9 protein-coding genes are annotated in these 13358 nt (G+C 37.2%); 7 read left to right on the top strand and 2 right to left on the bottom strand.

The window, feature by feature from the left end:
• Nucleotides 1–6 precede the first annotated feature (6 nt).
• Nucleotides 7–2751 (bottom strand): TonB-dependent receptor, encoded by a 2745-nt coding sequence (locus AC27H3_RS10895; RefSeq protein ID WP_487106129.1) that lies wholly within the window; start codon nt 2749–2751, stop codon nt 7–9.
• Nucleotides 2752–3487: 736 nt separating this feature from the next.
• A complete protein-coding gene (glpK, locus tag AC27H3_RS10890) occupies nt 3488–4966 on the bottom strand; it encodes a glycerol kinase GlpK (protein WP_487106127.1) in 1479 nt (492 codons plus the stop codon).
• 186 nt (nt 4967–5152) lie between these two features.
• Here glpK and AC27H3_RS10885 point away from each other — a divergent pair, with 186 nt between their 5' ends.
• From AC27H3_RS10885 to galK, 7 genes are all read left to right on the top strand, one after another.
• The gene (locus AC27H3_RS10885; protein ID WP_487106125.1) at nt 5153–5911 is read left to right on the top strand and encodes a DeoR/GlpR family transcriptional regulator; all 759 of its coding nucleotides are present in this window, start codon (nt 5153–5155) and stop codon (nt 5909–5911) included.
• Between the two features lie 191 nt (nt 5912–6102).
• On the top strand, nt 6103–7635 hold the full coding sequence (glpD, locus tag AC27H3_RS10880) for a glycerol-3-phosphate dehydrogenase (RefSeq protein ID WP_487106123.1): 1533 nt from the start codon (nt 6103–6105) through the stop codon (nt 7633–7635).
• A gap of 596 nt (nt 7636–8231) precedes the next feature.
• Nucleotides 8232–8483: a hypothetical protein gene (locus tag AC27H3_RS10875; RefSeq protein ID WP_487106121.1), complete on the top strand. Its 252-nt coding sequence runs from the start codon at nt 8232–8234 to the stop codon at nt 8481–8483.
• A gap of 683 nt (nt 8484–9166) precedes the next feature.
• Nucleotides 9167–9496 (top strand): hypothetical protein, encoded by a 330-nt coding sequence (locus AC27H3_RS10870; RefSeq protein WP_487106119.1) that lies wholly within the window; start codon nt 9167–9169, stop codon nt 9494–9496.
• A 554-nt stretch (nt 9497–10050) separates the two neighbouring features.
• Nucleotides 10051–11061, top strand: coding sequence for a UDP-glucose 4-epimerase GalE (gene galE / locus AC27H3_RS10865; RefSeq protein ID WP_487106117.1), 1011 nt, complete (start codon nt 10051–10053; stop codon nt 11059–11061).
• Between the two features lie 4 nt (nt 11062–11065).
• Nucleotides 11066–12121 (top strand): UDP-glucose--hexose-1-phosphate uridylyltransferase, encoded by a 1056-nt coding sequence (locus AC27H3_RS10860; protein WP_487106115.1) that lies wholly within the window; start codon nt 11066–11068, stop codon nt 12119–12121.
• Nucleotides 12111–13259 (top strand): galactokinase, encoded by a 1149-nt coding sequence (gene galK, locus AC27H3_RS10855; protein ID WP_487106113.1) that lies wholly within the window; start codon nt 12111–12113, stop codon nt 13257–13259. Before AC27H3_RS10860 ends, galK begins: the two co-directional genes overlap by 11 nt.
• Nucleotides 13260–13358: the final 99 nt, after the last annotated feature.

Raw genomic sequence — 13358 nt, 5'->3', positions numbered from 1 at the left:
GTTGTTTTAGAATTTACCACGAACACCGATTGCGTAACGAGAACCGTTATCTTCAATGTTATAGGCTTGGTTAGCAAAACGACCCGTTTGTACTAGCTCTTCTTCTGTTACGTTAATACCTTCAAAAAATACTGAGATATTTTCATTAACATCGTAGCTTGCACTCACATCCCATTGACCGAATGTTTCGGTATTTACAGGTTCACCGTTAAAGCCGTTATCAACTAAGCGAAGGAAACCTTCACGGTTGTTGTAAGCTACACGCGCTTGCCATGTGTCAGCTTCGTAAAACATGATAAGGTTTTGAGAATCACCTAAACCTTCAAGTGCGAATGCTTTTGTAGGGTCATCACCAAGCTCTTGGTCACTATCAACAATAGTCGCATTGGCTGTAAAACCGAAACCATTTTCAAAAATATGCGTAAGGGCAATTTCATAACCCGTTACGGTAATACTTTCAGTGTTTTGTGGACGAGTAACGGTATATACTTCTTGCTCACCATTTAGTTCATCTGCATCACTACAGTTTGCACCTTCACAAGCAAAGTCTGGCCCTGTTCTGTCGGCTAGGGTAAATGTTTCAGCGCTAGTAGAAGTTACAATAAAGTCATCTACTTCTTTGTGGAAGAATGCAAAGCTAAATAAACTTGCATCTGAGTAATACCACTCGTAAGAGATATCCCAGTTTTCTGAAGTAAATGGTTTCAGGTTAGGGTTACCACCTTGCGCCGTTAAGTTTTGACGACGTGGTTCATTATATGTTGTCGCTGGTGAAAGCTGTGACAAAGTAGGACGTGTTAATGAATCGTATACAGCAAAGCGTAATACCATGTCATCTTGAAGTCCTAACTTAACATTTACACTTGGTAAAAGGTTAGAGTAAGAGCCTGATTCGTTAATATCATTCGCTGGGCCAAAAACATTACTAAATAATGTTTGATCGGTTGTTGGTACTACGTTAGCAATATCACTTTGCACTGCCGCGGCATTAACATCAGTTGTTGAATAACGAGCACCAATGTTAACCGTTAATGGCATGTCACCTACGTCGTAACCGAAAGTAAAATCAGCATATAGTGAAGTAATATCTTCACTTACTTTATAACGGTTGTTTTGTAGTGTTGGCTCAATTGGAAAGCCTTGAGATGCTAAGAAGTCAACGTAAGCGTCGCCGTCATATGCATAAAAAGTATCAATTAGACCAGAGAAATAGTTACTAGCCGTAAATGGTTTGAAATCTAAGATATCATTTGGCGCAGCTTCACCGTAGCCACAAAATTGACATTGATTACCAAAAATTTGAAAACTTTCTTTTTCACGCTCTTGACGGTATAAACCGAAACGCGCTTGTTCAAACACATCACCATCAGCGCTGTATACAAAATCAGCTTTGAATTCAGTAATGTCGTCTTTATCAGTAAATTGGTTACCTTTTTCGTTGTAATGTAAACGAGATAAGTTGGCATCAGGCAAGTTACCACCGCCAAAACCATCATGAATAACGGTTGGTAAGCTACCTGTACCATCAAATTCATAATTATTTATGATACCAACAACATTAAAACGGTCACGACCAGCACGATCGTTTTCTGCTGTAGATGTTGAAAGATCGAATGTAGAAACAAGTTGATCCGTAATGTCCCACTGAACGTTAATACCAAAACCATCATTTGTTACATCACGAGAGTTACGCGTATGAGAAACAAAGTCAGTTGCAGGGTTACCACTACCGTTAGGTCCACTTAAGCCAATACCTTGGTTGAACGAAGTTAAAGTACCCGTTGCTGCGTCTATCGTTGCAGAGTCTACGCGATCAGGTTCGAACCAAGACGCCAAATCTGTAACTTCAGATTTAACTTCAAATTTTGACATGTAACCATCAACAGTAATTTCTATTTCGTCAGTTGGAGCGTATTGAAGTACTAAACTTGCGTTGGTACGTGTACGTTCTTGCTGATCAACAATTTGATCCCAGTTACGTGGAATGTATGCATTGGTAAAAAGCACATTAGCTTCACCATCGCCATCAGCATCGTTAGAGATAGTTTGGCCTGGGCGCCAGCCGGCCGTTTCAATACGGTTAATTTGTACATCACGCTCTGAGTGACTTACTGCAAGTAAAACACCTAAACGGTCTTCGTTAAAAGTATTACTGACAAGTAGAGATGCTGCTGGAGACGTTTCTTCAGAAAGGCTTTCATACATGCCTTTTAAAGAGCCAACAACTTGGAAACCTTCATAGTCGAATGGACGTGCAGTACTAACATTAATGGTACCGCCAATACCGCCTTCTTGTAAGTTTGCCGAAGTTGTTTTAAAAACATCAGCACCGGTAATTTGGTCTGCCGCTAAAACGTCAAAGTTAAATTCACGACCCGCGCTGTCGGTAGCTAATTGGCGACCATTAACTAATACCGTATTAAATTGAGGCCCGAAACCACGTACAGTTACGGCTTGGCCTTCACCACCGCTGCGATCTATTGATACACCGGTAATGCGTTGTAATGACTCAGCAACGTTTAAATCTGGAAATTTACCTAAATCTTCTGCAGATATACCATCTGACACAACATTCGATTCTTTTTTATCAAGCATTGAAGATTTTAAACTGCTTAGCATACCAGTAACTGTAATTACTTCAGTTGGTTTTGGTGCATCTTGTGCAAAAGCACTTGCATTAGTAAAAGTACTAGCAACAGCTAAAGCAATTGCAGTTCTTTTACCGAGTGTAGATATAACTTTTGTAGACATTTTTCTTCCCCTGTTTTTGCGTTTACATTTTAACGTTAACTTTATTATTTAACCTATTTATCTTATAAATAACTCGAATACAAAAAAAATTCAACCTTTTTCCACTTTTTAAGGTTATATTTTTCACTGCAATGCGATCACAAAACAACCAAAAATATATTAAATATTAGCCTGCTTATAAAAGTAAGCAATGTTACTGGCTTAATTTTGTTGCTATGACAAGCGATGAAAAACAATCAAATACCACAGTAAACCATTGTTTTTAAGTTTAATACTGTAATCCCCCATTAAATATCAACCAATAAAGATAGTACTATTAAAGTTACCCTTAATATGAATTGTATTCTCGTTAGAAAACGATAAAAAATACCATGAGTAAAAATAATTTTTCACGTTAACTTTTAACATACAAATCATTCAAATTACCGAGAACTGAAGCAGTGGTATTTTGCTTTATCAGCTCATTATGTGAGTAATTATTTTATATTTTATAATAGAATTTCAGAATTACCTGCCAAAGCAGTTATCCCAATTAAATCAATAAGCCGTTGTATGTTTTCATCACTAAAATTGAATATTTAATGGCTGTTAAGTGGGTTTTGACATTTTTCACTTTAACCATTAACAATACAACTGATTGATCAATCGGCTATTACGTTGTAAAAATAGTACGGCAGAAATAAAAATGCCAGTACAACTGGCATGTTAAAAGACTTAATAACTTCTTATTCAAACATTAGCTTTTCACGCGCTTAACCGCAGCCAACCACTTGTTATATAATTCATTACGTTGAGTATCATCAATATTTGGCGTAAAACGCTTTCCACAATGCCACATTTTAGCTAATTCATCTGTTGAATTAAAAACACCGGCTTTAAGACCTGCTAAATAAGCAACACCTAGGGCTGTTGTTTCAATAATTTCTGGTCTATCAACTGTTGCCCCTAAAATATTAGACAAGAAGCTTAGCAGCCAATTATTAGCCACCATACCACCATCTACACGAATTAAAGTAGGCCTAAGACCATCATTTTCCATTGCTTTTTGTAAGTCTTTTGTTTGATAGCAAACCGATTGCAGGCCTGCGGTTACAATTTCATTTATACCAGAGTCACGTGTTAACCCTAAAATAGCGCCTCGGGCATTAGGGTCCCAATAAGGTGCACCTAAGCCAGTAAATGCCGGCACAAGAAACACACCATGATCTAACGGCATTTTTTCAGCAATTGACTCGGTTTCACATGCAGAGCCAATTAACTTCAAACCGTCCCTGATCCATTGAATAGTAGCCCCGGCCATGAAAATACTGCCTTCAATAGCGTAAGTTGGTTTACCATTTAATCGATAGGCCACCGTTGTTAATAATTTATTTTTTGATTTAAGCGCCCTATTGCCGGTATTCAACATTAAAAAGCAACCGGTGCCATAAGTACTTTTTGCCATACCTTCATCGAAACAGGCTTGGCCGAATAAAGCCGCTTGTTGATCACCCGCCACACCTAAAATTGGAATCTCACTACCAAGTAATTCGCTATCAACATGTCCAAAGTCATCTGATGAATCCATAACTTCAGGTAGCATAAGCTTTGGAATTTTGAATAGTTCAAGCAACTCTTCATCCCATTCTTGTTCGTGAATATTGAAAATCATCGTACGAGAAGCATTGGTGGCATCTGTTTTATGAACTTTTCCACACGTTAGATGCCATAACAAAAAGCTATCAACAGTACCAAAAGCAAGTTCACCGTTTTCGGCCTTCTCTTGTGCACCGTCAACATTTTCGAGAATCCATCGAATTTTAGTTGCGGAGAAATAAGGATCTAATAATAATCCTGTTTTATTATTTATTATCGTTTCTATATGAGGGCTAGATATTGACTCACAATAATCTGATGTACGTCTGTCTTGCCAAACAATCGCATTATAAATAGGTTCGCCGGTGTTTCTGTCCCAAACTAAAGTCGTTTCTCTTTGGTTTGTAATACCGATGGCCGTTATGTCAGTTGCTTTAACATTATTGTCTGCAAGAACTTTACGACAAGTGCGTAGAACAGTTTGCCAAATGTCACTAGGATGATGTTCAACCCAGCCATCTTGTGGGAAATGCTGTTCAAATTCTTCTTGGGCCGAAGCGTATACTTTGCCTAATGGCGTAAAAAGAATGGCTCTTGAGCTTGTAGTGCCTTGATCAATGGCTAATAAGTATTTCAACATAGCTCCTATTTATCTTACTTAATAATTAAATTATATTCGATAATGCCAATCCCTTTCGAAATTGGCAACAATTATTTTCATATTCGAACATTTGCCTTAAATAATGCTAAACAATTAGTTTTGGAAAATATATAATCTGTGGGATAATTTTCATTTCTTGTAAGCTGTCGAATAGAGGAAGCCTTTATGGCGCTAAACCAACGTCAAACTGAACTTATCGATCTCGTTCACGAGAAAGGTTTTATTACTATCGATGAATTAGTACAAATTTTTAAAGTTACCCCGCAAACGATACGAAGAGATCTCAATTCACTTGCTCAGTTAGGGGTAATAATTCGCCATCATGGCGGCGCCGAAAGTATCTCGACAACTGAGAACACCTCATACCAATCACGGAAAATTTTAAACTTAGAAGCAAAAGAAAGTATCGCAAAAGAGCTTGTAAAAATGATACCAAACGGCTCTTCTTTGTTTATCAATATCGGCACGACAACAGAAACAATTGCTCGTGCTTTGCTTAATCATAGTGCGTTAAATATAGTCACCAACAACATACACGTAGCCACCATTTTATCTGCTAAAGAAGATTTTACCGTTATAATTGCTGCGGGTGAAGTACGCCACAGAGATGGCGGTATTATAGGTGAAGCCACTTGTGACTTTATGAGTCAGTTTCAAATGGACTTTGGTATTATTGGCATTAGCGGTATCAGTAACGACGGCTCTTTACTTGACTTTGATCTTAGAGAAGTAAAAGTAGCACAAGCCATTATTAATAATTCAACCAATGTATTACTTGCTGCAGACCACTCTAAATTTGGCCGCAGCGCTATGATCAAACAAGGTAACATTGCACAAATTAATCATCTATTTACTGACCAAACACCACCTGAAGCAATTCAAGAAATACTCAGCAACAACGCTATTACAACGCATATCATCTAATTTACATTTTTTTATAAAATAAATTTCATCCAAAAATATGGCTAGTTAACAACTAACTAGCGCTTTTTTTGCGTCCAAAATATACATAACTTATACTAAAATGAACAAAAGCAACTTGAAACGAAACAAAACGAACATTATAATTCATTATCGAACATCCTATTTATCATACAAAATGGTAAGGCGTATTTATGAAAGAAGAAAATAAAATATTTGACGTTGCTGTTATTGGTGGTGGCATAAATGGCGCAGGTATAGCCGCGGACGCCGCAGGCCGAGGGCTAAATGTTGTATTGTGTGAACAAAACGATCTGGCTTCAGCTACTTCATCTAACAGCAGCAAGCTTATTCATGGTGGTTTACGATACTTAGAGCATTATGAATTTAGTCTTGTTAAAAAGGCGTTAGCTGAACGTGAAATTTTGTTGAAAAATGCGCCTCATATCATTAAGCCTCTAGTTTTTAGATTACCTCATCAACGTCATTTAAGACCTTCTTGGCTGATCAGAATTGGTTTATTCCTCTATGACAACTTAGCAAAACGAGTAACATTAAAAGCGTCAAGAGGGATTAAGTTTGGCGATGACAGTCCATTAGTGAGTAGCATCACCAAAGGTTTTGAGTATTCAGACGGTTGGGTAGACGACGCGCGTTTAGTGGTTTTAAATGCACTTTCGGCACAAGAAAATGGTGCCACAATAAAAACACAAACTAAATGCATAAAGGCCGTTCGTGAAAACAATGTTTGGGTTATTACCCTACAAGATCGCTTAAATGGTGATGTTAATGTAATACGAGCTCGCAGTGTTGTTAATGCCTCAGGACCTTGGGTTGCTCAATTGTTTTCAGATGCTTTAACCCTTAAATCTCCTCAAAATATTAGATTAGTTAAAGGCAGCCATATCGTAGTGCCGCGCATTCATGATCAGCCTGAAGCGTATATGTTGCAAAATGCTGATCAGCGAATCGTGTTTGTTATTCCTTTTGAAGATAATTTTTCGTTAATTGGCACAACTGATGTTGAATATAATGGTGAGCCATCTGACGTAAAAATATCGGAAGATGAAATTGACTACCTATTAAATATTACCAATGAATATTTTAAGAAGAAAATATCACGTGCAGATATTGTTACCACTTACTCTGGTGTAAGACCATTATTAGATGACGAGTCTGTTAATGCTCAAGCCGTTACTCGCGATTACACTTTAGAATTAGAAGATATTGATAAAAAAGCACCTATTCTCTCAATTTTTGGCGGTAAAATAACAACTTATAGAAAATTAGCTGAAGCAGCTGTTAATAAGTTAAGCCCGTACTTCTCAAATATGGGCGCTCAATGGACAGCAGATAAAGCGCTACCAGGTGGCAATTTCGCTAATATAGCGCTATTAACCGAAGGGTTAAAAGTAGATTACCCATGGTTACCATCAAGCTTAAGAACCCGATTTATCCGCAGCTACGGTACCAGAACGTTTAACTTACTCGAAAACATTAAAAGCATTGAAGCAATGGGCACGTGTTTCGGCACTGATTTATATCAAGTAGAAATTGACTTTTTAATCGAGCAAGAGTGGGCTGTTAATATTGAAGATATTATATGGAGAAGAACCAAACGAGGTCTATATTTATCAACTGAGCAAATAGCTAATCTACAAAAATATCTAGATGAACACCCTGTGCTTACGGCTCGCCGCTCTTTACATTCAACTAAGGTTGCATAAGCAGTTTTATCAATATTTTCAATGAAAATGAAAGTATAAAAAATTGATTAATTAGACCTCAGTTACATCGAACCTACTCTGACATTGCTATTGGTATAAACTCAATAGCAAAGTCAAACTTAACTGTTGCTTATCTAAAACAAAATATGATTCAGCTAAGCCAAATGTAAGTTAAGAGTAAATTAAAAATAAGCTGAAAAATAACGACCATTAGTACCCCCCAATTGCAACTAGCATTGCCAGCCAATCACATTTAAGTTTGTTCCCCTAAAAACGTTATGTATTTATAAAAAAAGACCAAATCATTCATTTACGTTAGGGTAATTATGAACCTAAAGCTGACGTAGATGCCCAATCTTCCTGTTCCTAATTTAGTTTGATAACTGAGTACTAAAATGCAGTTGTACTTTGTTTTCCCCCAAGTCAAGAAATCAGGCAATCTGCCTCATTGCGTTTATAAACGAGTTTCTTGTTTTTATCTTTAGGTAAATAGTGGTGTTGGCTGCAAAGATTTGTTATTAATATATAAAATAAATAAGGTGGAAACTTTTTTCTGTAAGAGTGGTAAGTTCCCTCTTCACATTGGAGCATTAAACATGGACTTTAAAGTTAATATGAAACGTATTTCATTAGTATCTATTCTATTCGCACTCTCTGGTTGCACAACGTTAGATATTCAACCTTGGTCGTCAGAAGAAATTTTAGACGGCGTTGTATCTTCTGTAATATCAGGAAGGCAGACGTCTTATGGAAACGAAGCTACATGTAATCGTTATAAATCAATTGGCGGCTCAAGTTACCGACAATGGATAAAAGATGGCAAAATAGCTTGTTCATATAAGAGTTAAACTTATAACAAACTGTTAAAACAAGACAAATTACATGGCGTTGAAGCTATAGAGTTACTCCAAAGGAAAAATGAAGGATGATTTTTGTGTTCATACAGCCTTAAAATGCACTTTCTAGTGGAATATATTGCCTCAGAATTCACGTAGCAACGCAATTTGAGGTTTAATTTTTAATAAATTTTGAGGGTGTTTTTTCTAAGATAGAAATTCTACAGGCTCATTATAACTCATCACAGGCTGGTATGTATGGATACACCAATAAACATTAATATGACTTCTGTTGGCCAATTTATTCTCGTCAATTTAATCATAATGCTCTCTCTAACTTTCAGGTTTGCGAAAGGCAAAACAGATAACTTACCTTTGATAGGCTTTTATATTTTTCTCATGTGTCTTTTTTTCTTTCCTGCTAGTTGGTTATATTGCTGGTATTGGTCAAGAAAGCCCCCTAAAGAGTAGTAAAAGCTATTATTAAGCCACCCATAATAACTTTGTAGAATTACATCAAAGTATAAAATGAAGGATGGTTTTGTGTTCATACAGCCTTTAAAGTTCAATTTTTAGTGTAATATTGCCCCATAATTCACGTAGCAACGCAATTTTAGACTTAATTTTTAATAAATTTTAAGGGTGTTTTTTCTAAAAATAGAAATTCTACAGCCTCGTTAGCTTTCAAGGATAGTATGCAATTAAATTTAACTCTTGATGAAGTAATCCAAGAAATTTCTGAAGCTGATTCAGTGATAAGTGATTCTGACTTTGAAATTCTTAAGGCTTGGTTAAAGTCCAAAGTCGAACCTGTTCAGTGGAACCATAAGCAGTATGAATTAGATGAAAGGTTGTGGGTTGTTGCAACACTGAATAATAGTTGCCTTTACTTTAACTTTGTCGAAGAAGGCTGGGGTTGGGGTAAGTTTAGTTCTGCTGGTATCATTGAAAAATATCATTGGGAGCAAGAAGAATTACACGAAGCATTCGTTTGGCGCTATAAAGACCAAGTAATTGAAAGCTAAAATATTAAGTGGGGTCAGGTACACCTCAGATACACTTAATTAATTATCAGGCTTTCCACAATTATTTTAACTCCTACTATAGCTTTACATAACCCAATGAAACATATAGTGATTTGCAGTTAAAATTCATCCCCGATATGTTCATGATTTCAAAAAAGTTTATGAAAGCAATTCGCTAACTGCTGTTGTAAATCTCAACAAAAAACTAATGTAATTTCCCTATAAGCTAAGCCCAACCAAGTTAACGTTAAGTAAACGCAACTAATCAATACTATTATTTAGCCATAATACATATTCAGCAAATTAATCAACTAGCTTTAATACCGCTATCAACTGCTTATAACAAGCCTTTGCTGAACTAGTAGTAATAGCATGTTAATGAATATGGTTAATTTTAATATTTTTAAGTTCAATATCTTTAAATTCATTACGCTACAAGCCCTAAATATCATCATTTTTTCCACTGAACCCTCACTTAAATCTCTATAAATAAAAGTTGCATTTATCGCCAATTTTATTTATCTTATAAATAAGACTTAAGTAAAGGGTTATCTATGAACGTATTAGTTACAGGTGGTACAGGCTATATAGGCAGTCATACATGTTTGGCACTGCTTGACGCTGGTTATACCCCAGTTATATATGATAATTTGTCTAATTCTAGTATCAAAGTTTTGGATCAGTTAAGCAAAATCAGTAATCATACATTTGATTTTATTGAAGGCGATATAGCCGATAGTAAAAAGCTCAAAGCGACCTTTGAACAATACAATATCGAAGCAGTATTCCACTTTGCATCATTAAAAGCCGTTGGTGAATCTACAGAACAACCTTTATCTTATTACCGCAATAATGTCGCTGGTACAGTTACTTTACTTGAAACTATGCAAAGCTGTGGTATCAATAAAATAATTTTTAGTTCCTCTGCAACGGTATATGGCGATCCTCAGTATTTACCTATTGATGAGCAACACCCTATTACGGCAACCAATCCTTATGGTTGGACCAAGGTAATGGTGGAGCAGATTTTAGTTGATTGGTGCCAAACCCATGATCAATATCTTGCAATTGCTTTGAGATATTTTAATCCTGTTGGTGCCCATCCAAGCGGCTTGTTAGGTGAAAGCCCTAACGGTATTCCGAATAACCTGATGCCCTTTATCGCCCAAACAGCTGTAGGTAAGCGTGAATTTGTCAGTATTTTTGGGAACGACTACAACACAAAAGATGGTACTGGCGTACGAGATTATATTCATATTACAGATTTAGCCGCTGGCCATGTTGCTGCCTTTTCAACACACCAAAATGATTCGGGCTCCCTCGTTTATAACTTAGGAACGGGTAAAGGTTATTCTGTATTAGAAATAATTAATGCTTTCTCTGAATCTGCAAACGTAGAGATAAAATACAAGTTTGCCCCGCGACGTGCCGGTGATATTGCCAGTAATTTTGCAGACGCATCACTTGCTAAAAAGAACCTTGGCTGGACAGCACAACTTAATATTGAAGCAATGACTGACGACACTTGGCATTGGCAATCGAAATACCCTAATGGTTTGGAATAATACAATGAACAACTTAGAATTTACCCATCGTAGAAAAAACCCGCTCACAGGTAGTTGGGTTTTGGTGTCTCCACACAGAAACAACCGACCTTGGTTAGGTGCTACAGAAGCAGCCTCTGAAACAGAGCTGCCTGTATATGATGAAAACTGTCCATTATGTCCAGGAAACGAACGAGCAAAAAATGCTGGCAATCCTGATTATAAAAACACCCATGTTTTTGTGAATGACTTCGGCGCGTTAACCGAAGAGCCGGTTGAGGCGCAACAAATTGATGATGAGCCACACCCTTTATTTGAAGCCAATATAGCCAATGGTGAATGTAGAGTTGTGTGTTTTTCTCCTGATCACAACAAGTCATTGCCTGAACTAACGATTCCTGAAATTGAAGCAGTGGTTAATACTTGGCAATCAAACTATGTTGAATTGGCAAAGACTTATGCTTGCGTAAATATTTTTGAAAATAAAGGCGCGGTTATGGGCTGCTCTCAGCCTCATCCTCATGGGCAAATTTGGGCGCATGAACACCTTTCAACTGAAATAGAAAAAGAAGATATCCAACAGCAGGCATATCTAGATAAACACGGTAAATCATTATTGGCTGATTACGTTGAACATGAATCAGCTAAAAAAGAGCGTATTGTGGTAGAGAATGAACATTGGTTAGCTGTTGTACCTTTTTGGGCAGCATGGCCGTTTGAAACAATACTCATTGCCAAAGACGATATTCAGCACTTTGGCCAATTAAATGCACAACAAAAACAGAGTTTAGCGCAAGCAATACAAGAGCTAACCATACGTTATGATAACGTGTTTAATTGCAGCTTTCCTTATTCAATGGGTTGGCACAATGCCCCTGCAAATGATCAAAACAACAGTCATTGGCGTCTACATGCACATTTTTATCCGCCACTATTGCGCTCTGCTACGGTGAAAAAACATATGGTTGGCTACGAAATGTTAGCTGAAAGCCAACGTGATTTAACCGCTGAAACAGCGGCGAATATATTACGTAAAGCAAGTACAACACATTATAAAAAGGAGCAGGCACGTGGTAACTGATAACTTTAATGCCATTTTTGAAGAAATATATAAACAACCTGCTCAAGCAATGTCTTCTGCACCAGGACGTGTAAATTTAATTGGCGAATTTACCGACTACAACAATGGTTTTGTTTTACCTTGTGCGTTAGAGTTTTGTACTCGCATACTTTATAGAAAACGTAATGATAACAAGATTTTGGTGCACTCTTTGCACTACCCTGGCGAGTCAGACGAATTCTTTCTAGACCAAGAAATAGCCCGTGGCGAATCTCAATGGGGTAACTACATTCGTGCAGTTGCTTTTGTTTTAAAGCGCCAAGGTCATCAACTTAGCGGTGTTGATTTATTAATTGACAGTAATGTCCCGCAAGGCAGTGGTTTATCTTCTTCTGCCGCCTTAGAAGTTGCTGTTGGTGGTGTGTTCAATCAAGCTTGCCAGTTAAACTTATCTAATGAAACTATTGCTGTGTTAGGCCAAGAAGCTGAAAACGACTTTATGGATTGCCAATGCGGTATTATGGATCAGCTTGTTTCTGCCAATGGTGAAAAAGCCCATGCATTACTTATTGATTGTCAGAGTTTAGCTACTGAAGCGGTGAGTATTCCTGACGATCTTTCTATCGTTATTGTTAACTCAAATTACCCTAGAAAATTAGTCGATAGCGAATACAACCAACGCAGAATTGATTGTGAAAAAGCAGCCGAGAAAATGTCTGTGGCGACTTTGCGTGATGCCGATCTTGCGATGTTAAATAATGCTCGCTCAGCCATGACCGAAAATGAATATAAACGCGCACATCATGTTATTACCGAAAACACGCGTGTACTTGACGCAACCCAAGCCCTTAAAAATAATGATATGCAAGCACTGAGAGCGTTAATGACCGCTTCTCATATCTCATTAAGAGATGACTTTGAGGTTACCATTCCTGAAACCGATGGTTTGGTAGAGATATGTCAAACGGCTTTAGGAACTAAAGGTGCTGTACGAATGACAGGTGGTGGTTTTGGCGGTGCAATAGTTTGCTTATGCCGTCAGGCTGATATCGATAAAATTAAAGACGCAGTTACGGCACAATACTTTGCTCGCTTTAATATCAACGCCTCAATTTATGTTGGTAAAGCAGGTAATGGTTTACAAGTTACTGAGTTTTAAATAAAGAATATAAAGTGGTGTATGTAAAATAGAGAATTTAACAATAGTCGGTTTAAAAATAGTGAGTTTAAAATAGAAAATTTCGCGCCACTATTCCTA

This window comes from Colwellia sp. NW0002-52-1, assembly GCF_057550865.1.
This window is presented reverse-complemented; position numbering and strand designations above follow the sequence as displayed.